Origin of the sequence: Micromonospora sp. NPDC007230, from assembly GCF_042869115.1 — a bacterium.
Taxonomy (GTDB): Bacteria; Actinomycetota; Actinomycetes; order Mycobacteriales; family Micromonosporaceae; genus Micromonospora.
The window spans coordinates 116,723-141,172 of record NZ_JBIAFE010000006.1 but is presented as its reverse complement, the minus strand read 5'-3'; the positions used below and the strand labels follow the sequence as shown (position 1 = coordinate 141,172).

The 24,450-nt window shown below is 73.3% G+C and carries 22 protein-coding genes; 8 read left to right on the top strand and 14 right to left on the bottom strand.

Translation table 11 applies throughout. From position 1 onward, the window contains the following. Positions 1–122: 122 nt before the first annotated feature. Positions 123–1,055, top strand: a complete 933-nt coding sequence (locus ACFYML_RS11095) for an alpha/beta fold hydrolase (RefSeq protein WP_387420433.1) — start codon at positions 123–125, stop codon at positions 1,053–1,055. A gap of 1 nt (position 1,056) precedes the next feature. Here the strand turns inward: ACFYML_RS11095 and ACFYML_RS11090 are convergent, their stop codons facing one another. Both ACFYML_RS11090 and ACFYML_RS11085 read right to left on the bottom strand, forming a co-directional pair. Then, entirely contained in the window at positions 1,057–1,422 is a 366-nt protein-coding gene (locus ACFYML_RS11090; protein WP_387420432.1) for a hypothetical protein, read from the bottom strand. Further along, the gene (locus ACFYML_RS11085) at positions 1,419–4,229 is read right to left on the bottom strand and encodes an SseB family protein (RefSeq protein WP_387420431.1); all 2,811 of its coding nucleotides are present in this window, start codon (positions 4,227–4,229) and stop codon (positions 1,419–1,421) included. The genes ACFYML_RS11090 and ACFYML_RS11085 overlap by 4 nt, the downstream gene beginning before the upstream one ends. Positions 4,230–4,381: 152 nt before the next feature. Here ACFYML_RS11085 and mycP point away from each other — a divergent pair, with 152 nt between their 5' ends. After that, on the top strand, positions 4,382–5,710 hold the full coding sequence (gene mycP, locus ACFYML_RS11080) for a type VII secretion-associated serine protease mycosin (protein ID WP_387420430.1): 1,329 nt from the start codon (positions 4,382–4,384) through the stop codon (positions 5,708–5,710). 122 nt (positions 5,711–5,832) lie between these two features. On the opposite strand, the gene ACFYML_RS11075 is transcribed toward mycP, so the two are convergent. Together ACFYML_RS11075 and ACFYML_RS11070 are read right to left on the bottom strand one after the other, a co-directional pair. Next, positions 5,833–6,126, bottom strand: a complete 294-nt coding sequence (locus tag ACFYML_RS11075; protein ID WP_387420428.1) for a WXG100 family type VII secretion target — start codon at positions 6,124–6,126, stop codon at positions 5,833–5,835. A gap of 18 nt (positions 6,127–6,144) precedes the next feature. Further along, positions 6,145–6,462 (bottom strand): WXG100 family type VII secretion target, encoded by a 318-nt coding sequence (locus tag ACFYML_RS11070; protein ID WP_357434744.1) that lies wholly within the window; start codon positions 6,460–6,462, stop codon positions 6,145–6,147. A 347-nt stretch (positions 6,463–6,809) separates the two neighbouring features. On the opposite strand from ACFYML_RS11070, the gene eccE reads away from it, so the two are divergent. The 4 genes from eccE (at position 6,810) to rarD (ending at position 10,544) form a co-directional block, all read left to right on the top strand. After that, positions 6,810–8,588 (top strand): type VII secretion protein EccE, encoded by a 1,779-nt coding sequence (gene eccE / locus ACFYML_RS11065; RefSeq protein WP_387420427.1) that lies wholly within the window; start codon positions 6,810–6,812, stop codon positions 8,586–8,588. Between the two features lie 65 nt (positions 8,589–8,653). Beyond that, a complete protein-coding gene (locus tag ACFYML_RS11060; protein ID WP_387420426.1) occupies positions 8,654–9,040 on the top strand; it encodes a phage holin family protein in 387 nt (128 codons plus the stop codon). A 92-nt stretch (positions 9,041–9,132) separates the two neighbouring features. Continuing rightward, on the top strand, positions 9,133–9,621 hold the full coding sequence (locus tag ACFYML_RS11055) for a GNAT family N-acetyltransferase (RefSeq protein ID WP_387420425.1): 489 nt from the start codon (positions 9,133–9,135) through the stop codon (positions 9,619–9,621). Further along, on the top strand, positions 9,618–10,544 hold the full coding sequence (rarD, locus tag ACFYML_RS11050; protein WP_387420424.1) for an EamA family transporter RarD: 927 nt from the start codon (positions 9,618–9,620) through the stop codon (positions 10,542–10,544). Before ACFYML_RS11055 ends, rarD begins: the two co-directional genes overlap by 4 nt. Positions 10,545–10,551: 7 nt before the next feature. On the opposite strand, the gene ACFYML_RS11045 is transcribed toward rarD, so the two are convergent. Both ACFYML_RS11045 and ACFYML_RS11040 read right to left on the bottom strand, forming a co-directional pair. Then, entirely contained in the window at positions 10,552–11,238 is a 687-nt protein-coding gene (locus ACFYML_RS11045) for an anti-sigma factor family protein (protein WP_387420423.1), read from the bottom strand. Next, positions 11,235–11,729, bottom strand: coding sequence for a sigma-70 family RNA polymerase sigma factor (locus tag ACFYML_RS11040; RefSeq protein WP_387420567.1), 495 nt, complete (start codon positions 11,727–11,729; stop codon positions 11,235–11,237). Before ACFYML_RS11040 ends, ACFYML_RS11045 begins: the two co-directional genes overlap by 4 nt. A gap of 239 nt (positions 11,730–11,968) precedes the next feature. Between ACFYML_RS11040 and ACFYML_RS11035 the strand changes: the two genes are divergently transcribed. Next, on the top strand, positions 11,969–14,086 hold the full coding sequence (locus tag ACFYML_RS11035) for a PhoX family protein (RefSeq protein ID WP_387420422.1): 2,118 nt from the start codon (positions 11,969–11,971) through the stop codon (positions 14,084–14,086). A gap of 75 nt (positions 14,087–14,161) precedes the next feature. On the opposite strand, the gene ACFYML_RS11030 is transcribed toward ACFYML_RS11035, so the two are convergent. After that, positions 14,162–14,944 (bottom strand): IclR family transcriptional regulator, encoded by a 783-nt coding sequence (locus ACFYML_RS11030; RefSeq protein ID WP_387420421.1) that lies wholly within the window; start codon positions 14,942–14,944, stop codon positions 14,162–14,164. A gap of 174 nt (positions 14,945–15,118) precedes the next feature. Here ACFYML_RS11030 and ACFYML_RS11025 point away from each other — a divergent pair, with 174 nt between their 5' ends. Then, the gene (locus ACFYML_RS11025) at positions 15,119–16,303 is read left to right on the top strand and encodes an MFS transporter (RefSeq protein WP_387420420.1); all 1,185 of its coding nucleotides are present in this window, start codon (positions 15,119–15,121) and stop codon (positions 16,301–16,303) included. An 89-nt stretch (positions 16,304–16,392) separates the two neighbouring features. Here the strand turns inward: ACFYML_RS11025 and ACFYML_RS11020 are convergent, their stop codons facing one another. The 7 genes from ACFYML_RS11020 to nuoI all read right to left on the bottom strand — a co-directional run bounded on the left by ACFYML_RS11020 (position 16,393) and on the right by nuoI (position 24,449). Further along, the gene (locus ACFYML_RS11020) at positions 16,393–17,475 is read right to left on the bottom strand and encodes a polyprenyl synthetase family protein (RefSeq protein WP_387420419.1); all 1,083 of its coding nucleotides are present in this window, start codon (positions 17,473–17,475) and stop codon (positions 16,393–16,395) included. 85 nt (positions 17,476–17,560) lie between these two features. Further along, a complete protein-coding gene (gene nuoN / locus ACFYML_RS11015; protein ID WP_073834088.1) occupies positions 17,561–19,114 on the bottom strand; it encodes an NADH-quinone oxidoreductase subunit NuoN in 1,554 nt (517 codons plus the stop codon). Positions 19,115–19,178: 64 nt separating this feature from the next. Continuing rightward, on the bottom strand, positions 19,179–20,711 hold the full coding sequence (locus ACFYML_RS11010) for an NADH-quinone oxidoreductase subunit M (protein ID WP_387420418.1): 1,533 nt from the start codon (positions 20,709–20,711) through the stop codon (positions 19,179–19,181). A gap of 64 nt (positions 20,712–20,775) precedes the next feature. Beyond that, positions 20,776–22,734 (bottom strand): NADH-quinone oxidoreductase subunit L, encoded by a 1,959-nt coding sequence (gene nuoL / locus ACFYML_RS11005; protein ID WP_387271594.1) that lies wholly within the window; start codon positions 22,732–22,734, stop codon positions 20,776–20,778. Between the two features lie 10 nt (positions 22,735–22,744). Next, on the bottom strand, positions 22,745–23,044 hold the full coding sequence (gene nuoK / locus ACFYML_RS11000; protein ID WP_073834091.1) for an NADH-quinone oxidoreductase subunit NuoK: 300 nt from the start codon (positions 23,042–23,044) through the stop codon (positions 22,745–22,747). Further along, positions 23,041–23,811, bottom strand: a complete 771-nt coding sequence (locus ACFYML_RS10995) for an NADH-quinone oxidoreductase subunit J (protein ID WP_073834092.1) — start codon at positions 23,809–23,811, stop codon at positions 23,041–23,043. The genes nuoK and ACFYML_RS10995 overlap by 4 nt, the downstream gene beginning before the upstream one ends. Then, positions 23,808–24,449 carry an NADH-quinone oxidoreductase subunit NuoI gene (nuoI, locus tag ACFYML_RS10990; protein WP_387420417.1) on the bottom strand — a complete coding sequence of 214 codons (642 nt, stop codon included), beginning with the start codon at positions 24,447–24,449 and terminating at the stop codon, positions 23,808–23,810. Before nuoI ends, ACFYML_RS10995 begins: the two co-directional genes overlap by 4 nt. Between the last annotated feature and the right edge of the window lies 1 nt (position 24,450).

Sequence of the window (24,450 nt, the reverse complement as noted above, 5' to 3'; positions counted from 1 at the left end):
GGCCTGACCCGTCGCCGCGGCGCCGGCAGCGACGCAGGTCGCCCCGGAACGGCGGCAGCCGTGCGGAGCGCCGTTCGACGGCGCGCGGCGGCCGCACGCGCGCAGCGCCTACGCTGGGGCACATGACCGACCAGCGCGGCGGACCTGTCGACGAGTCCTGCGTCCTCCCCGACGGGCCGTGGGCGCACCGGTTCGTCGGCGCCAACGGCAGCCGCTTCCACGTCGTCGAGGCCGGCACCGGTCCGATGGTGCTCTTCCTGCACGGGTTCCCCGAGTACTGGTACGCCTGGAAGGACCTGCTGCCGGCGGTCGCGGACGCGGGGTTCCGGGCCGTCGCGGTCGACCTGCGCGGGTACGGCGCGAGCGACAAGCCACCGCGGGGGTACGACGGCTACACCCTCGCCGCCGACGTCGCCGGGCTGATCCGGGCGCTCGGCGAGCGGTCGGCGACCCTGGTCGGCTCCGGGGCCGGCGGCCTCATCGGGTGGACCGCCGCCTCGTTCCACCCCAGCCTGGTCCGGCGACTGGTGGTGCTCGGGGCGCCGCACCCGCTCCGGCTGCGGGCCGCCATCTTCGCGGACCCGCGCGGCCAGTTCGCCGCCTCCACGCCCACGCTGAAGTTCCAGCTACCCCGCTACGAGCACGTGCTGACCCGGGACGACGCCGCCGAGGTGGAGGCGATCCTGCGCCGCTGGGGCGGACCCCGCTGGGTCGAGGGCCCGGACTTCGCGGCGTACGCCCGGTGCTGCCGGGAGGCGATGCAGATCCCGCAGGCCGCCTTCTGCGCCATGGAGGGTTACCGGTGGGCGTTCCGTTCGGTGCTGCGGCTGCACGGCTACCGGTTCGTCAAGCTGATGCAGAAACCGCTGGTCACGCCGACCCTGCAGCTGCACGGCGCGCTGGACCAGGCGTCCCTGCCGCGTACCGCCCAGGGTTCCGGCCGCTACGTCATCGCGCCGTACGAGTGGCGGCTGCTCGACGGGGTCGGCCACTTCCCGCACGTGGAGGCCCACGACGTGGTGCTCGGCGAGATCCTGCGCTGGACGAAATCCTGACTCAGACCCGCTGCTCGCGCCGGTCGGAGACCTCGTGCGCCGGCGCCCAGCCCTGGTAGACGCCGAACTCGAACGCCTCCAGACCCATCGTGCGGGCCACCGGCCAGCGGCCGCCGGTGTACTCCACCCGCAGCCAGCCCTCGTGCTCGGCCAGCACGATGAACGGCTGCCCCTGCCAGGTGCAGGTGGTCCGCACGTACGCCAGGTCGTCGACCTCGGCGGCCGGCACCACCCGGACGTGGCGGCCGGGGCGTACCTCCTCGAAGCCCTCGCCCGGTTCGGGCTGGTAGAGGCGGACGTCGTCGCCGTCCGGGCTGGCCTGGTACTCCCGGCCCCGCCAGCGGGCCACGTAGCCGTCGCGGCTCACGACTCGTCACCGACCCGGCGCCAGCGCAGCGCGTCGGTGTCGAGCACCGCCACCATCCGTTCGCTGCCGTCCGCGCCGATCCGCCACAGCTGCGCGCCGTGCGGCAGCCGGGCACTGTCCACCTTGAACTCGGCCACCACGTCGCTGCTCTCGCCCGGCGCGAAGCCGTTGCCGCGGAACGGGGGCCGCTCGATCACCCAGCCCTCCATCGCCCGCATGGCGGCCTCGTTCTGCCCGCCGTACGGGATGCGGTAGAGGCTGGGCCGGTACGCCGGCCAGCGCAGCACGTAGATCTCCTCGGCGTCGCGGGCGAACGGCGAGTCGGGATGGCCGAGGCCGAGCGCGTCGTACAGCCTGGCCGGGGTGCTCAGGTGGGCCAGCTCGCCGGCCCGGTGCACGAAGCCGGACACCCGGTCGTAGCCACGCTCCAGGTAGTACGCGAGCTGGCTCGGGGCGACCGCCTTCTGCATGGTGACCGGCCGGCTCGGGTCCACCGGAGGCACCGCGGGTCGGGCCGGGGCCGCCGGCTCCGGCGCGGGCGGCTCCGGCTCGCCTTCCGGGTCGTCGCCGAGGCCCACCTCGGCGGCCCAGTTGGCCAACGCCAGGACCTGCTCGCCGGGGTACTTCGCGCCGACCGGGGTGCCCGGGTTCACCGCGAACGACCAGTTCTCGTCCGGCCAGCGCCGGATGAGCTGGACGAACTTGACGCGTACCGTCTCGACCGGCCCGTCGACCCGGTCCCTCAGCCGCTCCGGGGAGGTGTAGACCACCACGTACGTCTCGCCGTCGAGCTCCTCGGTCCGCCAGACGAACGCGGAGTCGCCGGGTCGGGCGCCCGGCGCGGAGTCGGCCGCGACCGGCAGCAGCACCCGGGCCAGCAGGAGGGTGGAGAGGAAACCGTCGGTGCTGCCGCTACCCACGGCGCCGAGGAGTTCCTCCTCCACCTCGTTGGCGGCCACGAAGCTGGCCGGCACGGGTGCCGGGGGCGGTGGGCCGGCGGGGGTGGCGTCCGTGCCCGCGGTCTCCCGGGTGCGGCCGCTCGTCGGCACGGTCGGGGCGGCCACCTCGTCCGGTGCCGTCGGTACGCTCACCCGCGCCGTGGGCTCCTCCGCCTTCCTGGGCGGCTCGGCCGGCGACGTGGCACGCTGCTCCGGCGGGCCGGCGGGCTGGAACAGCGACCCGGTGCCCGATTCCGGGGAGGCGCTCCGGCCGAACAGCGGCACGGTCTGCTCGGCGGACGACGCGACCGGCTCGAACAGCGACGCGCTGCGGTCGTCGGTCCCGGCCTGATCGGTCCGCTCGGCGGTCGGGGCGGCGGCCGGGTCGGCCGGGAACGCCGGCGGGACGGCCTCCTCGGCGGCGGGCGACGGGGGCGGGTCGACCGTGATCGGCACGGTGGGATCGGCGGGACCGGCCCAGGGCGCGGCCGCGTCGTCGCCGTCGGCCCGGTACGCCGTCGGCACCGTCGCGGTCGCCATCGCGGAGGCGGCGGCAGGGACGGTCGGTACGGCGTACGGCTCCGACGCCACGGGCGGTGGACTGGCGGCCGGGGCCGCCCCCGGGTCCTCCGGCTCGGTCAGGTCCCGGGCCTCGATGACGGTGCCCTCGATGACGATCGGCGAGAAGCCCCGGCGGGGCGCGGGCGGGCCGGAAACCGGTTCGGCGATCGACGGCGGCAGCTCTTCCGCGTCCGCCGGCCCGGAGAGGGTCCGGTCAGCGGCACCGCCCGGGTGGGCGCGAGCGGGAATCGGCTGGGTCGCTTCCTCCGCACCCGGCCCGGGGCGGGGATGCCGGCGGGGCAGCGCCTGGGTGGCCTCCTCGGCGGCGATCGGGGCGGCCGGCCGGGGCGGCTCCGCCGGACGGATCGCCTGGGTGGCCTCGGCGGCGTCCGACCGGAACGCATGGGTGGGGTCCGCCGGCACCGGTTCGCTCAGCGGGCGGCGACGCGGGAACGGCTGGCTGCCGCTGGCGAACCGGGACGGCGGCACGGCCCGTGGCGCCGCATCCGGCGGCGGGCGGCGGGGCGCCCGGCCCGAGGCGGGCTCGAAGAACGACCGGGCGGGCTGCGGTGGTGCGGCCTCGCCGGACCGGCCGGGGCGGGCGAGCGGACCCTGCTCGTCGGGACGCCGATGCCGGTCGGTGAGCCAACCGGACCGGCCGTCGGTGCCGGGCTCGGCGGCGGACCGATCGCCGACGCGGGCGGAGCCGGCGGTCGACCCGCCGGGCCACCCGTCGCGAGCCGGCCGGTCGTCCTCGGCCGACCGGCCGAGCGGCGCCGGGGGGCCCGGGGCGCGGTGACCGTTCGCCGGATCCAGCCGGCGGGCGGCCGGCGGGCCGGGCGGTTCGGTCGAGCCCGCGGCCCGGGTCCGGGTGGCCTCCACCCGCTCCAGGCGGGCGCGGGCGCCCATGGTCCGGCCGGGCAGCCGGACGTCGCCCCGGGCGAGCTGGGCGACGAACCAGGCCGGCAGGTAGCCCTCGATGGGCAAGCCAGGGTTGACCGCCAGCCACCATTCGTGGTTGGGCCAGGCAGCGGCCAGATCGGCGTACCGGACGCGGCGGGTGGCGCCGGTGTTCTCACCCAGGCAGGCCCGCAACGCGGTGGCGGAGGTGAAGGCGAGGACGTGTGTCCGGCCGCCGGTGGTCCAGGTGCCCCAACCCAGCTGGGCCTGCCCCGCCAGCCCCTCCGCGGCGACCGGCAGCAGCAGATCGACCCTGGTCAGGATGCGGAAGTAGAGCTGCTGGTCCTGGGCCCGCAACGCGTCCCGCATTGCCACCTCGGCCTCGGTGGCCGGCTCCCATCCGGTCACGGCCACCTCTCCTCCCGCGAACAGGCCATAGGCATCGCGTACAACCTACAAGGTGGTAACAAGATCACAATGGCTGGCCGTCAGCGGTCTGCCGAACCACGAGCGAGGCGCTAACATCCCGTTCCGGAGCCGACACGATACGGAGGCGGTCGATGTCCCGGCCCGTCACGCGCCCGCCCCTGGCCGCCCTGGCGGCCCTTCTCGCCGCCGTGCCACCGGCCGTCTTCGGCACCGCGCCACCACCCGCCTCCGCAGCCGCACCACCGGCCGTTTCCGTCACCGCACCGCTACCCGCCGTCGCCGCACCGACCGTTCCCGTCACCGCGCGGCGACCCGCGTTCGCCGCCGGGCCCGTGGTGCGCGCGCCGCAGGGCTGCGCCACGCCGCCCGCGCCGGCCCGCCCGGTGGCCGACCAGCCGTGGCCGCAACAGCGGTACGCGCCGGACCGCTTCGACCCGCTCGCGACCGGCGCCGGGGTGGTCGTCGCGGTGGTCGACTCCGGAGTGGACCGGGCCCACCCGCAGCTCGCCGGACGGGTGCTCGCCGGCACCGACTTCCTGGACCCCGGCGGTGACGGCAGGCGGGACTGCGCCGGGCACGGCACCGGCGTGGCGAGCATCATCGCCGCGGCGCCCCGCCCAGGCGTGGCGTTCCGGGGACTCGCGCCGGGCGCGCGCATCCTGCCGGTACGGGTCAGCGAACAGCAGGTCGTCGAGGGTCGGGAGTCGGGGCGTACGGTCGGCGCGGCCGAGTTCGCCCGGGCCATCCGCTGGGCGGTCGACCACGACGCCGACGTCCTGAACCTCTCCGTCGTGCTGTACGCGGACCATCCCGCCGTCCGCTCCGCGATCGCCTACGCGGTGCGCCGCGACGTCGTCGTGGTGGCCGCCGCCGGCAACCTGCACGAGAGCGGCGACCCGCGGCCGTACCCGGCCGCGTACGACGGGGTGGTCGGGGTGGGCGCGATCGGGGCGGACGGCAGCCGGGCGCCCTTCTCCCAGACCGGCCCGTACGTGGACCTCGTCGCGCCCGGCGGTGACGTGCTGATGGCGGCGCCCGGTCAGGGGCACCACCGGGCGGAGGGAACCAGCTACGCCACGCCGTTCGTGGCCGCGACGGCGGCATTGCTGCGGCAGTACCGCCCGGAACTGAGCGCGGTGGACGTGGCCCGGCGGCTGGTGGCGACCGCCGACCCGGCGCCGGGGCGCGGGGAGGGCTACGGTGCCGGGGTGCTCAACCCGTACCGGGCGGTCACCGAGTCACCCGGGCCGGTGGCGGCCCGCCCGGCTCGGGGCGCGGCGCTGGCGGTGGACCGGCCGGACCCGGCCGCGGCGGCACAGCGGGCCCGCCGGGCGACGGCCCGACAGCGGGCGCTGCTGGTGGCCGGCGCGATCGGAGCGGCGGCGACGGCAGTGGTGTTGCTCGGCGTGGTGGTGCCCCGGGGTGCCCGGCGCCGCTGGCGCCCCGCCGACCCGAGCTGACCCACCGGTCGCCGCCACGCCAGCCGCCAAGATCCGCACAACTTCAGGGAAGCTGCGACCGGCTGAGCACGGGCACACCATCCGGGAGGTTGTGCGGATCTTGGCGACACGGGCGGCGACGACTACTGGAACAGGTTGACGTTCCGCTTCTCGGTGTCGAGGTAGTCGGCCGCGGATTCCTCCACCGCCAGCTTGATGTCGCGCAGCATGGCCTGGAGATCCTGCGAGGCGGCCCGCCACCGCGCCTGTCGCTGCTCGTACGCCTGGCGGGCCTCGCCGGTCCAGCTCGCCACCAGCGGCGCGGCGTCCCGTTCGAGCTGGCCGAGCTGGCTGTCGAGGGTGTTCAGCGCCTTCTGGATGTCTCCGCTCGCCTGCTGCAACGCGGCGAAATTGACGACCAGCACACCGTGATCCATGAGATCGGTCCTTCCTTGTCAGAGCGGCAGCTGGATGCCGCGGTGGGTGCCGGCCACCCGGCCGGCGGCCTCGGTGTCGGAGACGTCGTACTGCTGGCCGGCGGTGCGGATCGCGGTCGCGGTCTCCCGCAGGGCCCGCTGCAGCGCCGCCTGGTCCTGCGCCCACTGCTGCTTGACCTGCTCGAAGGAACGCCCACCGGCGCCCCGCCAGGCCTGCTGCAACACCTCCAGCTCGGCCATCAGGCCGCTCAGCATGGTCTGCAACGACTGGTCCACCTGCTCGAACTTCGCGGCGGTCTGCTGCATCACCGCGGCTTCTGCCTGGGTCTGGGACACCCCGGACGTCACCTCGTCTCCTTGGTCGTGGCTGGTCGCTGGAACGACCACCGTGGACTCGCCGGAGCGCGAGAGCCGCAGTGGTGGGGCGGGGGACGGCGCGCGCTCGGCGGAACTCGTCGCTGACGGTAGCCGCCCGACTGCGGTTCTGCTACCCCCTCGGGCTCCCCTGTGGACAACGCTGCCCTTACGATGAGCCACGCCACCGTCACCCGGCGACCAGGCGGAGGGAACTGTGAGCGCGAGGAGTGAGCCGAATCTGCGAGCCCCGCAGCCGCGAATCAGGAAGGCACCGTGAGCGCGAGGAGTGAGCCGGGTCGGCGAGCCCCGCGAACCAGGAGGGCCCGGTGACGGCGGCCTCCACCGGACGGCCGGCGCCCGCGACCGCCAGGGCAGCACAGTGGACGGTGCCCGCCGTCCGGGCCGGGCAGGTGGTGGCGGCACAGATCGCGGTGGCGGCGCTGGTCGCGGCCGTCGGCCGGGGGGTGGCGGTGACCGCTGCCGCCCTGCTGCTGGCCACGCTGCTGCTCCCCGCCGCATGGGTGCGGTTCCGCGGCCGGTGGCTCTACGAGTGGCTGCTGGTGGGTCTGGGGCACCTCACCCGGCGGCGCGCCCTGCCGGCGGCGGCCGGGCCGGCGGCGCTGGTGGAGCTCGTCGCGCCCGGTACGGCCGTACGCGCGGCCGAACTGGCCGGCGGTCCGGCCGCCGTGCTGGACGACGCCGCCGGGATGACCGCGCTGCTGGAGATCGGCGACCCCGGTGACCTGCTCGGGGACGGCCCGCAAGCCCTCCCCGCACCGCTGTCCCTGCTGCCCCCATCGGGCCCGGAGGGCCCGCCGGTCCGGATCCAGCTCCTGCTCGCCGCATCCCGCGCCCCGGCCCCGGCCGTCGGGGCAGGCACCGCCGGGACGTCGTACCGGCAGCTCACCGACGGGCGGCTGGCGGGCCGGACCCGAGCGGTGCTCGCCGTCCGGGTGCTGCGCGTCGACGGCTGGTCGGACGAGGAACTGCGACGCACCCTGTCCGGCACGGTCCGGCGGATCGTCCGCCGCCTCGGCCCGCTGACCGGCCGCCCGCTGGGCGGGCCGGCGGCGCTCCGGGTGGTCGCCGAACTGGCCCACCACGACGTCGGAGCGCCGGTCCGGGAGAGCTGGCCAACGGTGACGGCGGGCGGGCTGGCGCAGGCCACCTGGCGGCTGCGGCGCTGGCCGGACTTGCGGACCGACGCCGCCCGCGGGCTGGTGTCGCGGCTGCTGGCGTTGCCGGCCACGGCCACCACCGTGTCGCTCTGTGTCGGGCCGCGCACCGACTCCGCACCGGTGCCGGCCGGGCTGACCGTACGGCTGGCCGCCTGGACCGCCGCGGAGCTGTCGGCCGCCGAGCGGGCGCTGCGTCGGCTGGCCGGGGATCTCGGCGCGGACGTCCGGCGGCTCGACGGCGAGCACCTGGCCGGCCTGGCCGCCACCCTGCCGTTCGGGGCGGCCCCGGCCGGCACCGCCCCGGCCCCGGCCGACCTGGAACTCTCCCTCGGCGAGTCGGGGCTGATGGTGGGCACCAACCGCCGTGGCGGGGCGGTGACGGTGCGCCTGTTCCGGCCCGGGGCGACCCGGCTGCTGCTGGTCGGCGGGGCACGCGCCGCGCAGCTCATCGCGCTGCGCGCGCTGGCGCTGGGCGCCCGGGTGGTGGTGCAGACCGCCCGGCCCCGGGTGTGGGAGCCGTTCGTGCGGGGCGTGGGCGGGGCGGTGCCGCTGATCCCGCCCGGGCGGCCGGTGGGCGGCGCGCCGGGTTCGCCGTTGCAACCGTTGCTGCTGGTGGTCGACGCCGGGCCGGTGTCGCCCGAGGCCGGGCCGGAGGCGCCCTGGCGGTCCGTCCTGGTGGTCCGGGACGAACTCACCCCGGCGGACTCGGCGGCGCTGGCCCGCGCCGACCTGGCGATCCTGCAACCGCTCGACCCGGTGGAGGCGGCGCTGGCCGGCACGGCTCTCGGCCTCGGCGGCTCTGCGGAGTGGCTGACCCGGATCCGCGACGACATGGTCGCCGTGGTGAACCGGCGGGCGTTGCGCTGGGCGCTGCTCTCGCCCACGCCGATCGAGTCGCAACTGGTCGGTCGGCCGGTACGCCGCTGAGCTGGCCGCGATTCGTCGATCTTCCCGGGTTCCCCAGGTGGACGGACCGTGGCACGATCCCGGCCATGGATTTTCTGAAGGGTCTTCTGATCCGGCTGGCCACCACGGCGGTCGCCTTCTGGCTGGCCGCGCTGCTCATCCCGGGCATCACGCTGAACACCGAGTCGGTCACCGACAAGGTGATCACGCTGGTGCTGGTCGCGGCGATCTTCGGGGTGGTCAATGCCGTGCTCCAGCCGATCATCAAGACCGTCGGTTGCGGCTTCTACCTGCTGACCCTCGGCCTGATCGCGCTGGTGGTGAACGGCCTGCTCTTCCTGCTCACGAGCTGGATCGCCGGTCAGGTCGGGCTGCCCTTCCACGTGGACGGCTTCTGGCCGGCCGCGGTGCTGGGCGCGCTCTTCGTCGGCATCGTGACCTGGATCCTCGGCGCCATCCTCGACCGCGACTGATCACCAGCACCCGTCGGTTCCCGCCCACCGGCCAGGCCAGTGGGCGGGAATTGGCTGGTGAGGGGCGGGTGGAGAGGGTTTAGCGTGGCAGGGTGTTCGCCCTGACCCGCCCTGACGGCTACCAGCTCAGCACCGATCCGACCCGGCTCGACCTCGACCGGGTGCACCACTGGCTCTCCACCGACGCGTACTGGGCGCTCGGGCGCGAGCGGGACACGGTCGAGCGGGCCTTCGCCGGCTCGCTCGGTTTCGGTGTCTACCGGCCCGGTGACGGTCAGCAGGTGGCCGTGGCCCGGGTGGTCACCGACCGGGCCACCTTCGCCTGGCTCTGCGACGTCTACGTGGACCCGGCCGAGCGCGGCCGGGGGCTGGGCACCTGGCTGGCCGGCGCGGTCCGCGACCACCTGACCGAGCTGGGCGTACGCCGGATCGTGCTGGCCACCGCGGACGCGCACGGGGTGTACGCGAAGATCGGCTTCGTCCCGGTCGAGCCCGACCTCTGGATGAATTGGACACCACCGGTGAACCAGGTCACCGGAAATGACCAGGGCGCGGCTTCACCACTTACGGTGGAGGCGTGAACCAGACCCGCCTCGGCTACCTGTTCGGCTTCGGCGCGTACCTGATCTGGGGTTTCTTCCCGATCTACCTGAAGCTGCTCCGGCCGGCCGGCCCGATGGAGATCCTCGCGCACCGGATCGTCTGGTCGGTGGTCTTCGTGGCCCTGCTGCTGGCCGCGCTGCGCAACATCGGCTTCCTTCGGGCGCTGGCCCGCCGGCCCCGGGCGCTCGCCGGCATCGGCACCGCCGCCGCGCTGATCGCGGTCAACTGGGGCACCTACATCTACGGGGTGAATTCCGACCGGGTGGTGGAGACCGCCCTCGGCTACTTCATCACCCCGCTCGTCATCGTGCTGATCGGGGTCTTCCTGCTGCGCGAGCGGCTGCGCCCGGCGCAGTGGGTCGCGCTCGGGGTGGGCGGCCTCGCGGTGGCGGTGCTCACCGTCGACTACGGCCGGCTGCCCTACCTGGCGCTCGTCCTGGCCTTCAGCTTCGCCGGGTACGGCCTGGTCAAGAAGCGGCTGGCGCTGCCCGCCGCGGAGGGACTCTTCGTCGAGTCGGCGGTGCTGGCGCTGCCCGCACTGGCGTACCTGGGCTGGCTGATCCACCGCGGCGCGGCGACCTTCGGGCACGTGTCGGCGGCGCACACCGCGCTGCTGGTGCTGGCCGGCGCGGCCACCGCGATCCCGCTGCTGCTCTTCGCCGGGGCGGCGAACCGGCTGCCGCTGTCCACCATCGGCATGCTGCAGTACGTCGGCCCGATCCTCCAGCTCGGCTGCGGGGTGCTGATCTACCACGAGCCGATGCCGCCGGCCCGGCTGGCCGGCTTCGCCCTGGTCTGGCTCGCCCTGGTCATCTTCACCACGGACGCCTACCGCAACGCCCGCCGGAGCCGGGCCGAGGCCCGCGCCGCCGCCACCCCGGTCCCCGCCGCGAGCCGCTGACCGCTCCTCAGCGGAAGTCGTAGGCGAGGACGGGCGTGCCGTCGGCGCGCAGCAGTTCGAGGCGGACCAGTTCGCCGTGGGTGAAGTGGGTGGCGCCGACCATGCGCAAGTCGTCCCCGGGAGCGGCCAGCCAGGTGGCGACCTGCTCCGTCGCGCCGTCCGGGCCGTGCGCCACCAGCCGGAACGTGTACGCCTCCCGGTGACCCGTCCGCTGGTCGTACCCGCAGCGCAGGGTGACCTCGGTGCCCCACTTCTTGTCGGTCAGCCCGACCTCGGCGTGCAGCGGGACCGGGCCGGCGACCGGCCGCATCTCGGTCAGGGCCACCTGCGGCGCCGGCGGGGTGGCCGGGCGGACCAGGCTCACCCCGACGCCCGCCAGCACGGCCAGCACGGCCGCGGCGAGCCCGCTCAGCGCGTACCGCCGGCGCGCCCGGGACCGTTCGCGGCGCCGCTGCTCCCGGGCGGCGTCGAGCAGCGCGGGCAGCCGGGAGGTCTCCGACGCCGACGGCAGGAACTGCTCCAGCCCGGCCGGGTCGAGCCGCCCCAGCAGGCCGGGCAGCACCGCGATCTCGGCCACCGCCTCCCGGCAGGCCGCGCAGCCGGCCAGGTGCCGCTCGTAGGCGGCCCGCTCCGCCGGGGCGAGGGCCCCCAGCACGTACGCGCCGTCGTCGTACGCGAACTCGCAACGGCTCATCGGGTCACCCCCATCTCGGCCAGGACCAACCGGAGTGAGCGCAGCGCGTAGTGCGTACGCGACTTGACCGTGCCCGGCGGCACGCCGAGCCTTGCGGCCGCCTCCGCCACCGACCGCCCCTGGTAGAAGCACTCCACCAGGACTTCACGATGAGTGGGGCTCAGCCGGTTCAGCGCTTCCGCCACGGTCCACGCCTCCACCGCGCGCTCGGTTTCGTCCGCCGTGTCAACCGGTTCGGGCAGCTCGTCGGTGTAGACCTCACCGACCCGGCTGGAGCGGCGCCGCCAGGCGTCGATGGCCAGGTTCCGGGCGGTGGTGAACAGCCAGGCGCGCACCGACCCCCGGGCCGGGTCCAGCGACTCGGGATGCCGCCAGGCCCGCAGCAGCGTCTCCTGCACCAGGTCCTCGGCGCGCGACCGGTCGCCGTTCACCAGCCGGAGGGCGTGCGCGAAGAGCGCGTCGGCATGCTCGTCGTACAAGGCGCGCAGCAGTTGGGCGTCGTGGTCGCTGATGGCGGTCTCCTCGCTCCCGTACGACGAGTCCGGTGGTGCGTTCATTCCTGGATACGTGTGGTGACGCCGTTCGGTTCAGCCCAGCTCACGCCGCAGGTGTTCACGAGTGGTTCACATTACGGCCGACACCCGCTCACCGCGCCCTGGCAGCGTCCGGCCGGTACGCGCGCGGATGAACCCGGGCGCGCCATCCACGTCTTCCCAGGAGGCACCTTCCGATGAGCGACCGTCCCCGGCTGCTCCCGCTGCTGGGCGCCACCCGGCACGGCTCCCGTGATGCGATGACCTGTCTGTACCGCTGCGGCAACGCCTGCGACCACCCGGTACCGAACGCTTCCGACAACCCGTACTTCGGGGACCTGGTCGACGCCGAGGTGTCCCGGCGCGGCGTGGTCCGGGCCGGCGCCGTCGGCGCCCTGGTGCTCGGGTTCGGTGGCAGCGTCGCCGGTGCGCTGGCCGGCGCCGCCCCGGCCGCCGCCGCGCCGGCCGCGCCGGCCGTCCCCGGCGCGGGCGAGGCCGCCGCGCCGCAGGGCGGGGTGGGCAGCGGCGCCCTGACCTTCAAGCCGATCCCGCCGAACAAGCTCGACACCCTGGTCGTCCCGAACGGGTACGACCACGCCGTCGTGATCAAGTGGGGCGACCCGGTCGTCCAGGGCGCGCCCGAGTTCGACCTGCACGGCCAGACCGCCGCCGCGCAGGCGCAGCAGTTCGGCTACAACAACGACTTCGTGGGCGTGCTGCCCATCGACCGCAGGCGGGCGCTGCTCGTGGTCAACCACGAGTACACCAACGAGGACCTGATGTTCCCCGGCTTCACCAGCCAGGACGCGCTCTCGGTGGAGCAGTTGCGGGTGGCGATGGCCGCGCACGGCATGTCCGTGGTGGAGCTGGAGCGGGTGGAGAGCACCGGACAGTGGCGGCCGGTGAAGCACGGCCGGCGGTACAACCGGCGGGTCACCGCGCTGGCCACGAAGTTCGAGCTGACCGGTCCGGCCGCCGGCTCGGCCTGGCTGCGCACCGCCGCGGACCCGAAGGGCCGTACGGTGATCGGCACGCTGAACAACTGCGCCGGCGGGATCACCCCGTGGGGCACCGTGCTCTCCGGCGAGGAGAACTTCAACCAGTACTTCGTCGGCGGCGACGGCGCGCCGGCGGAGCTGAAGCCGAAGCTGGCCCGGTACGGCATCCCGACCGACTCGCGCTACCCGAGCGGCAGCCGCAAGTGGGAGCGCGCCGACGAGCGCTTCGACCTGGCGAAGCACCCGAACGAGGCGCACCGGTTCGGCTGGATCGTCGAGATCGACCCGTTCGACCCGGACAGCAAGCCGCGTAAGCACACCGCGCTGGGCCGGTTCAAGCACGAGGGCGCCAACGTCATCGTGGCGAAGGACGGCCGCGTGGTCGCGTACATGGGCGACGACGAGCGGTTCGACTACCTCTACAAGTTCGTCTCGGACAAGAAGTTCCTGCCGGGCAGCTCCTCGGTGGCCCGCCGGCACAACCTGACCCTGCTGGAGTCCGGCACGCTCTACGTGGCCGCCCTGGCGGGCAACAGCGCCGCCGAGATCGACGGCACCGGCAAGCTCCCCGCCGACGGGGCCTTCGACGGCCGGGGCCGGTGGATCAAGCTGGTCAGCGGCAACCGCTCGTACGTCGACGGGATGACCGCGGCCGACGTGCTCACCTTCACCCGGCTCGCCGCCGACAAGGTCGGCGCGACCAAGATGGACCGGCCGGAGGACGTCGAGCCGTCCCTGCTCACCGGCAAGGTGTACGTGGCGCTGACCAACAACACCGACCGGGGCAAGGCCGGCAAGGCCGCCGCCGACGAGGCGAACCCGCGTAACCTCAACAAGCACGGGCAGATCCTGGAGCTGGTCGAGGACCGCGACGACAACACCGCCGAGTCCTTCGCCTGGTCGCTGCCGATCGTCTGCGGCGACCCGGCCGACGCGTCCACCCACTTCGCCGGGTACGACAAGACCAAGGTCTCGCCGATCTCCTGCCCGGACAACGTGGCGTTCGACGCCACCGGCAACCTCTGGATCGCCACCGACGGCAACGCGCTGGGCAGCAACGACGGCCTGTTCGCCACCGCGCTGGAGGGCCCGGAGCGGGGCCACCTGAAGCAGTTCCTCACCGTGCCGCTCGGCGCGGAGACCTGCGGCCCGTTCATCACGAACGACAACCGCTCGGTCTTCGTCGCGGTGCAGCACCCGGGCGAGATCACCGGCGCGTCGGTGGAGAACCCCGCCTCCACCTGGCCGGACGGCGACTTCGCCAAGCCCGGCGTGGTGGTGACCTGGCGCCTCGACGGCGGCCCGATCGGCAGCTGACCCCACCCCGAGCGGTCCGGCGCTGGACCGCTCCCGAAGGGCCTCTCCCCCGCCGGGAGGGGCCCTTCGGCGAAATCAGGTGTCGGCGGCGATGCCGTCGGCCACCGCGCGGGCCACGACGAGCAGCTTGGCCCGGACCACCCGGGCGGAGGTCATCATCTCGCTGGCCGGCAGCGCGCACGCCAGCACCACCCGGCGTTCGATGTCCTTGTCCGGGGTGACCAGCACCGCCGCGCAGGCCACCCCCTGCCGGAACTGCCCCAGCTCCAACTGCATGCCGCGCCGGTCACCGGCTGCCAGGTCCGCCTCGAACGCCTCGGGGCTGGTGAGGGTGGCGCTGGTGAACGGGCGCATGCCGTACTCGCGCAGGTAGCGGAAGCGCTGCTCGGGGGTGAGCGTGGCGAGCAGGCTCTTGCCGAGGGCGGTGGCGTGCGCGCCCTCGTCGAAGCCCGGCACCAGGTCCTCCAGGTAGGGCGAGCGCGGCCCCTCGGCGACCGCCGTGACCGCCACCTGGCCGCCCACGAAGCGCCCCAGGTAGTGGCTCCAGCCGGTGTCCGCGGCCGCTCGCCGCAGCGACTCGCCGACCGCCGGCGGCCCCCGGAAGGCGGTCACCAGCTCCCGGTACCGGTCGGCCACCTCCAGGCCGACGATGTACGTCCCGTCCTCCCGCCGGATCACGTATCCCTCGTACGCCAGGGTGCGCACCAGGTGGTACGTGGTGGCGACGGTCAGTTCGCAGCGGCGGGCGATCTGCTTGACGGTGAGTCCCCTCGGCGCACGGCCGACCGACTCGAGCACTCGAAGCGCGCGGGAGACACTTCGGATCAGGTCCGAAGGTTCCGCCAAGGGGTCGCGCACAACCACCTCCGCCGCCGGGGACTTACACCATATGAAAAACAGGCCGCGCGCGAAATGCCTGTTCGGATCGAGGATGCCAGATCACCGGGCACAGACCGTGCACCGACAGACACGATCAGCTGCTAAAACGTGACGGCGGCCGCCGAAACGTGACCGGCGTAGGTTTGCCTGGCCATGACTGAGACCGTGCTGCACCCCTCGCCGCCCACGTCCCGCCGTACCGTCCGCGCCAGCGCGGGCGCCATCGCCACCACCATCGCCTGCGTCCTGCCCGTCTTCCTGGTCGGCGGCCTCGCCGTGCAGATGGGCGACGAGCTGCACTTCTCCCCCGCCGGGCTGGGGCTGGCCGTCGCGGTCTACTTCGGGATCAGCGCGCTCGCCTCGGTCCCCTCCGGCGCGCTGGTCGAGCGGTACGGTTCCGCCGTGGTGGCCCGCGCCGCCATCGTGCTCTCCGCCGGCTCGCTGCTGGCCGTGGCGGCACTGGCCCGGTCGTACCCGATGCTGGTCGCGCTGCTCGGCCTCAGCGCCGCCGCGAACGCCCTGGGGCAGCTCGCCAGCAACGCGGCGCTGGCCCGGCACGTACCCGCCCACCGGCAGGGGCTCTCCTTCGGGGTGAAGCAGGCCGCCATCCCGGTCTCCACCCTGCTGGCCGGTGCGGCGGTGCCCACCATCGCGCTGACCGCCGGCTGGCGGTGGGCGTTCGTGGCCGCCGCCGGGGCGGCGCTGGCCGCGCTGCCGGCCGTACCCACGCAGGAGCGCGACCCGGCGCGACCGGCCACCGGCGGGCGGGCGGGCCGGGCCACGGTGGCGCTGGTGGTGATCGGCCTCGCCGCCACCCTGGCCTCCGGCGCGGCGAACGCGCTGGGCACCTTCCTGGTGGACTCGTCCGCCGGCCGGGGGCTGTCACCGGCCCTGGCCGGCCTGACGCTCACCCTGGGCAGCGCGGTCTGCGTGGTGGCCCGGGTCGGCACCGGCTGGCTCGCCGACCGCCGGGAGACCGGGCACGTCGCGCTGATCGCCGGCATGCTGGTAATCGGTGCGGTCGGGCTGGCCCTGCTCGCGGTGGCCGGGCCGGTGTCGCTGATCGTCGGCGTGCTGCTCGGCTTCGGCCTCGGCTGGGCCTGGCCCGGGCTGATGAACTTCGCGGTGGTCCGGCTCCACCCGCAGGCTCCGGCCGCCGCCACCTCGATCACCCAGACCGGCGTGTACGCGGGCGGCTGCCTCGGCCCGCTGTGCCTGGGCACCCTGGCCGGCGCGCTCGGCTACCCCACCATGTGGACCGCGGCCGCCGCCTCGATGCTGCTGGCCGCCCTCCTCATGCTCACCGGCAGCCGCCTCCTCACCCACCCCACCCCCTGACCACTTCCGTTGATCATGAGGTTGGCGGCACTCATCGCGATCAACATCGCCGCCAACCTCATGATCGACGCGCCGGGGGGCGGGGGGCGTCAGCTGGTGCGGTCGGCGATGTAGTCGCAGAGGGACTCGAGGGCGCGGCGGGCGGGGCCGTCGGGGAGGGGGGCGAGCTGCGCCCTCGCGTCCTCCGCGTAGCTGCGGACGGTCTCCCGGGCCCGCTTGAGCGCCGGGGACTCGCGGAGCAGGCCGAGCGCCTCGGCGTGCAGCGCATCGTCGACCAGCGGACCGGTGGCCAGGATCTCTCGCAGCCGGACACTCGCGGCGTCGGAATCGTCCCCGGCGAGCGCGTAGAGCACCGGCAGGGTCGGTACGCCCTCCCGCAGGTCGGTGCCGGGCGTCTTGCCGGACTGCACCGACTCGGAGGCGATGTCGAGCAGGTCGTCGGAGAGCTGGAACGCCACGCCGATGATCTCGCCGTACCCGGCGAGGGCCTCGATGTGCTCGGCGGAAGCACCGCCGAACATGCCGCCGAAGCGGGCCGAGGTGGCGATCAGTGAGCCGGTCTTCTCGGCGATGACGTGCAGGTAGTGCGCGACCGGGTCGGTGTCCCGCGGGCCGACCGTCTCGGCGATCTGCCCGTGCACCAGCCGGGCGAAGGTCCGCGCCTGCAGCCGTACGGCCTCCGGGCCCAGGTCGGCCGCGATGTCCGCGGCCCGGGCGAAGAGGTAGTCGCCGACCAGGATCGCGACCGAGTTGGTCCAGCGCGAGTTGGCGCTCGGCGCGCCTCGGCGCACCGCCGCCTCGTCCATGACGTCGTCGTGATAGAGGGTCGCCAGGTGGGTGAGCTCCATCACCACGGCGGCCGGTACGACCTGGGCACCGCTCGGATCGCCGAACTGGGCGCCCAGCGCCACCAGCAGCGGGCGGAACCGCTTGCCGCCGGCCTCGACCAGGTGCCGGGCCGCCTCGGTGACGAGCGGGTCGGCACTGGCCACACTGGCCCGCAGCTCACTCTCGACCCGCTCGAGCAGACCCAGCACGGACGCCTCGACGTGCGGGTCGGCGAGGTCCAGGCCGAGCGCGCCGAACTGACCCGTGCTCTCCGGACTCCGGCGACCGCCGGAGCCGGTGGCACCTGAACGCTCGCCAGCCGGAATCACCACGCCTTCAACCATGCCACACCCGTTCGACCTGCCCGAAGAGGGGATACGACGGGGGCCGGTACGCCAGGCGTACCGGCCCCCGTCGGGAGAACCTCAGTCATCGCACGAATTCGGCGGCACCGGTGGCCAGATCGAGCAGGGGTGCTGGGGCGACCCCCAGGACCAGGGTGGCCAGCACCCCGATGACCAGCGCCGCCGAGGTGAGGGCACCCGGCACGGTGACCGTTGGGGTGGCGTCGCCCGGCTCGGAGAGCCACATCATCACCACGACCCGCAGGTACGGGAAGGCCAGCACCATGCTGGTCAGCACACCGGCGATCACCAGCCAGGCCTGGTTCGCGTCCAACGCCGGGGCGAAGATCGCGAACTTGCTGGTGAACCCGCTGGTCAGGGGGATACCGGCGAAGGCCAGCAGGATGAAGGTGAAGATCGCGGCGAAGAACGGCGACCGGCGGCCCAGCCCGGCCCAGCGGGACAGGTGGGTGGCCTCCCCGTCGGCGTCCCGGACCAGGGTCACCACGGCGAACGCGGCGAGCACCGAGAAACCGTACGCGACCAGGTAGAACATCGTGCCCGACAGCCCGTCCTTGCTCGGCGCGAGCACGCCCACCAGCAGGTAGCCCGCGTTCGCGATCGACGAGTAGGCGAGCAGCCGCTTGATGTCGGTCTGGGTGACCGCCAGCACCGCGCCGACCAGCATGGTCAGCACCGCAACCGCCCCGAGCACCGGGGTGAAGTCCCAGGCGGCCCCGGAGAAGGCGACGTGGAAGACCCGCAGCAGGGCACCGAAGGCGGCGACCTTCGTGCAGGCGGCCATGAAGCCGGTCACCGGGGTCGGGGCGCCCTGGTAGACGTCGGGCGTCCAGACGTGGAACGGCGCGGCGGCGGCCTTGAAGAGCAGGCCGATGGCGAGCAGCGCCATGCCGGCGAAGAGCAGCACCTGGCTGGACGAGGACTCGCCGACCGCCGCGTGCACGGTGGCGAAGTCGACGCCGGCCGCGCGGTCCGGCACACCGGCCGTGAAGCCGTACACCAGCGCCACGCCGAAGAGGAAGAACGCCGAGGCGTACGCGCCGAGCATGAAGTACTTCAGCGCGGCCTCCTGGCTCAGCAGCCGCCGGCGACGGGCCAGCGCGCAGAGCAGGTAGAGCGGCAGCGAGAAGACCTCGAGCGCGATGAACATGGTCAGCAGGTCGTTCGCCGCCACGAAGATCAGCATGCCGCCGATCGCGAACGTGGTCAGCGGGTACACCTCGGTGGTGCCGCCCGCGCCCGCGGCCTGCCGCCGGTCGTCGACCGACTCGGCGGTCACCGCGGCGTGGGCCACGAACGCCCCGCCCCGCTCCACGGCGCGCTCGCCGATGAGCAGCAGCGCCATCGCCGCCAGGATCAGGATCGCGCCCTGGAGGAAGAGCGTCGGCCCGTCCACCGCGATCGCGTGCCCGGCGGTGATCAGCCGGTCGTCGGCGTTGAGGATCACCATGGTCAGCGCCGCGAGCACCGCCGCGAGGGCGAGCAGCAACTGCACCGGGTTGCGCAGCCGACGCGGCACGAACGCCTCGACCAGGACGCCGAACAGGGCCGCGCCCAGCATGATCAGGATCGGGGCGAGCGCCGCGTAGTCGATCGACGGCAACTTCAGCTCGGTCATTGACGGTGCCGCCTTTCGTTCGCGACTGCGGGGCTCACTCGCTCCGCTCGTTCACTCCTCGCGCTCACCGGGCTGCCTCCTGGACGCTGCCGACCGTCGGGGCGGGGTCGGTCCGACCGACGTCCTGCATGGTCGCCCGGACGGCGGGGTTGATGACATCGGTGACCGGCTTGGGATAGAAGCCGAGCAGCACGATCAGCGCGATCAGCGGGGCGACCACGACCTTCTCGCGCAGGCTCAGGTCACGGCGCATGCCGTCGACCTCGGTCAGGGCCGGGTTGAGCGTGCCCTGAGTGGTGCGCTGCACCATCCACAGCACGTACGCCGCCGCCAGGATGATGCCCAGCGTGGCGATCACCGCGACCGGCTTGTTGGTGGTGAACGTGCCGATCAGCACCAGGAACTCGGAGACGAACGGCGCGGTGCCGGGCAGCGCCAGCGAGGCCAGACCGGCGAAGAAGAGCACCCCGGCCAGCACCGGGACCAGCTTGCCCGCGCCGCCGAAGTCGCTGATCAACGCCGAGCCGCGGCGGGCGATGAGCATGCCGACCACCAGGAAGAGCAGGCCGGTGGCCAGGCCGTGGTTGAGCATGTAGAGCACCGCGCCGGTGCCGGCCTGGGTGGTGAAGGCGAAGATGCCGACGCCGATGAAGCCGAAGTGCGCGATCGACGTGTACGACACCAGCCGCTTGAGGTCGTTCTGTCCGACCGCCAGCAGCGCGGCGTAGATGATGCCGATCAGGCCCAGCGCCAGCGCCCACGGGGCGAACCACTTCGACGCCTCGGGGAAGAGCGGCAGGCAGTACCGCAGGATCCCGAAGGTGCCGACCTTGTCCAGCACGCCGACCAGCAGTGCCGCCGCGCCGGCCGGGGCCGCGCCACCGGCGTCCGGCAGCCAGGTGTGGAACGGGAAGAACGGCGCCTTGATCGCGAACGCCAGGAAGAAGCCGAGGAAGAGCCAGCGGGCCGTGTCGGTGGGGAGGTCGGCCTGGCTCAGTGCCTGCCAGTCGAAGGTCTTCCCGCCGACCACCCAGAGGCCGATCACCGCGGCCAGCATGAACAGACCGCCGACCAGGGAGTAGAGGAAGAACTTGACCGCCGCGTACTGCCGCTGGTGGCCGCCGTAGCTGCCGATGAGGAAGTACATCGGCACCAGCATGACCTCGAAGAACACGTAGAACAGGAAGACGTCGGCGGCGGCGAAGACGCCGATCATCGTGCACTCGAGGACGAGCAGCAGCGCGAAGTAGACCGGCACCGAGCGCTTGGACGACTCGGCGTCGTGCCAGGAGGCCAGGATCACCAGCGGCACCAGGATCGCGATCAGCATCAGCATGACCAGCGCGATGCCGTCGGCCGCGAAGGTGAAGTTGACCCCCCAGTTGGGGATCCACGCGTACGACTCGCGGAACTGGAAGCGGTCGCCGTCCACCTGGAAGGCGATCCACATGGCCACCGAGAGCACCAGCACCAGCAGCGACCAGGCGAACGCCACGAGCTTGGCGAGGTCCGGACTGCGGCGCGGCAGCAGGGCCACCACCAGGGCGCCCACCAGCGGCGCCACGGTCAGCACCGAGAGGAACGGGAAGTTGGACATTATTCGGCCTTACCTCCGTCGTGACTGCATGGCCCGCCGGCGGGGGCGGCCGCGTTGAGGTCGATCACGCCAGCCACCCCGCCTGCACCGCCAGGAACGCCGCCACCACGAGCAGCGCGCCGGTCAGGATCGAGGTCGCGTACGACCGCACGAAACCGGTCTGCAGCCGCCGGAGCCGGCCCGAGCCCCCGCCCACGGCGGCGGCCAGGCCGTTGACCAGCCCGTCCACGCCCCGGTTGTCGAGGAAGACCAGCGCCCGGGTGAGGAAGATGCCCGGCTTCTCGAAGACCGCCTCGTTGAAGGCGTCCGTGTAGAGGTTCCGGCGCGCGGCGGTGACCAGCACGCCGGCCGGCTGCGGGGCGGTGGCCGTGCCGTTGCGGAACAGGAACCAGGCCAGTCCGGCGCCGAGCACGGTGACCAGCAGCGAGAGCGCGGTGATCAGCCAGTGCGCGAGGACCGCCTCGTGCTCCGCGTGCTCGCCGCCGAGGCCGGCGGTGGCGGTCAGCCAGTCCGGCACGGACGTGGAGAGCAGGAAGCCGGCACCGACCGAGCCGATCGCCAGCAGGATCAGCGGGACGGTCATCAGCTTCGGCGACTCGTGCGGGTGCTCGATGTCCTCGGTCCAGCGGGCCGGGCCGTGGAAGGTGAGCACGAAGAGCCGGGTCATGTAGAAGGCGGTGAGCCCCGCGCCGAGCAGCGCGGCGCCGCCGAACAGCCAGGACGTCCAGTCCCCCCGCTCGAACGCCGTCGCGATGATCGGCTCCTTCGAGAAGTAGCCGGAGAGCGGCGGGATGCCGATGATGGCGAGCCAGCCCATCATGAAGGTCAGCCAGGTGACCTTCATGTACTTGGCCAGGTTGCCGAAGCGGCGGATGTCCACCTGGTCGTTCATGCCGTGCATGACCGAGCCGGCACCGAGGAACATGTTGGCCTTGAAGAAGCCGTGCGCCAGCAGGTGCACGATGGCCAGCGCGTACGCCCCGCCGCCCAGGCCGACGCCGAGGAACATGTAGCCGATCTGGCTCACCGTGGACCAGGCCAGCACCCGCTTGATGTCGTCCTTCGCCGCGCCGATGAGGCAGCCCATCAGCAGGGTGACCGCGCCGACGCTGACCACCACCAGCTGGAGCGTGGCGTTGGCCGAGAAGATCGGGTTGGAGCGGGCGATCAGGTAGACGCCCGCGGTGACCATGGTGGCCGCGTGGATGAGCGCGGAGACCGGGGTCGGGCCCTCCATCGCGTCCGGCAGCCACGCCTGCAGCGGGAACTGGCCGGACTTGCCGGCGGCGCCGAGCAGCAGCAGCAGGCCGAGCACCAGCACCGTGGTCTGGCTCAGCGCACCGACGCCGCTGAACACCTCGTCGTACTGGGTGGTGCCGAGCTGGGCGAACAGCACGAAGATGCCGATGGCCAGGCCGGCGTCGCCGACCCGGTTCATCAGGAACGCCTTCTTGCCGGCGGTGGCCGCGCTCGGCCGGCCGTACCAGAAGGAGATCAGCAGGTACGACGCCAGCCCGACGCCCTCCCAGCCGAAGTAGAGCATCACGTAGTTGTTGCCGAGCACCAGCAGCAGCATGGCGGCGACGAAGAGGTTGAAGTACCCGAAGAACCGTCGCCGGCCCTCGTCGTGCGCCATGTACTCGACCGCGTACAGGTGGATCAGGAAGCCCACCCCGGTGATCAGCAGGACGAACACCGCGGCCAGCGGGTCGAAGAGCAGACCGAAGTCCACCTTCAGGTCGCCGACCGTGATGAACTGCCAGAGGCTCAGCTGGACCTGCTTGTTCTCCAGACCACGGAGCTGGAGGAAGTAGGTCAGGCCGAGCACGAAGGCGGCGCCGATCGCACCCACCCCCAGCCAGTGGCCCCAGCGGTCCGCCCGCCGGCCGAGCAGCAGCAGGATCGCCGCGCTGACCAGCGGGATCGCCACCAGCAGCCAGACGCTGCCGAGCAGTCCATCCGCCGTCGCGAAAGCAACGGCCCCGGTCGGTTCAGCCGACGCAAAGGTCAGAGTCTGTTCCACCGCAGGCCCCTCAGTACTTCAGCAGGTTGGCGTCGTCGACGCTCGCCGAGCGTCGAGTCCGGAAGATCGACATGATGATCGCGAGCCCGACCACGACCTCGGCCGCCGCCACCACCATCACGAAGAACGCCATGATCTGGCCGTTCAGGTCGCCGTTGATCCGGCTGAAGGTGACCAGCGTCAGGTTGGCGGCGTTGAGCATCAGCTCCACGCACATGAACAGCACGATCGCGTTACGCCGGATCAGCACGCCGACGGCACCGATGGTGAACAGCACCGCGGCGAGGATCAGGTAGTAGTCCGGGGTCACTTCTCCGTCCCCTTCAACGAGGTCTCCTCAGCGGTCAGCTCCCGCACCGGCAGGATCTCGGGGATGCTGCGGTCGGACAGCCGGCCGTCGGGCAGGCGGGCCGGGGTGGCCACCGACGAGGAGGTGGCGAAGACACCCGGTCCGGGCTTCGGCCCGGGGTAGTTGCCGGGGCGGAACCGGGCCTTCATGGTGGCGATCTGGTCCATCCGATCCTCCTTGCGCCGCTCCACGTGCGCCAGCACCATCGCGCCCACGGCCGCCGTGATCAGCAGCGCGGAGGTCAGCTCGAAGGCGAAGACGTACTTGGTGAAGAGCAGCCGGGCGATGCCCTGCACGTTGCCCTCGGCGTTCGGCTTGTCCAGGCCGACCGCCTGGACGCCTTCCAGGGCCCGGTAGAGGCCGCTGCCCACCAGGCCGGCGAAGCCGACACCGAGCACCACCGCGGCGACCCGCTGGCCGCGCAGCGTCTCGATCAGCGAGTCGGAGGCGTCCCGGCCGACCAGCATCAGCACGAACAGGAAGAGCATCATGATCGCGCCGGTGTAGACGATGATCTGCACCATGCCGATGAACGGCCCGGCCTGCAGGACGTAGAACACGCCCAGGCAGAGCATGGTCAGCACCAGCCAGAGCGCCGAGTGCACCGCGTTCCGCGCCCAGACCATGCCGATGGCGCCGATCAGCGCCAGCGGGGCGAGGATCCAGAAGGTGACCTCCTCACCCCCGGACACCTGGCCCGCCGCGGCGAGCACTGTCTGAGTGGTCATGCTCCTGCTCCCTTGCCCGCCTCGGCCCGCTGCGCGGCCTGCTCGGCGCCGGGGAAGGTCACCCCGGGGTGCTCGTCCACCCGGTACTGACCCGCGCCGTTCGGCGAGTGCTCCGCGCCGGCGGACGTGCCCGGGTTGGTCAGCCCGCCGACGTAGTAGTCCTTCTCGCTGTCGCCCAGCCGCATCGCGTGCGGCGGCTGCTCCATGCCGGGCAGCAGCGGCGCGAGCAGCTGCTCCTTCGTGAAGATCAGGTCCTGCCGGTTGTCCCGGGCCAGCTCGTACTCGTTGCTCATGGTGAGCGAACGGGTCGGGCAGGCCTCGATGCACAGCCCGCAGAAGATGCACCGGGCGTAGTTGATCTGGTAGACGCTGGCGTACCGCTCACCCGGGGAGAAGCGCTGCTCCTCGGTGTTGTCGCCACCCTCCACGTAGATCGCGTCCGCCGGGCAGGCCCAGGCGCACAGCTCGCAGCCGATGCACTTCTCCAGGCCGTCCGGGTGCCGGTTGAGGATGTGCCGGCCGTGGTAGCGCGGCGCCGAGACCGGCGGCTTGAACGGGTAGTCGGTGGTGACGACCTTCCTGAACATGTGCGAGAAGGTGACCCCGAAGCCCTTGAACGTTCCGGTGATCGCGCCCACG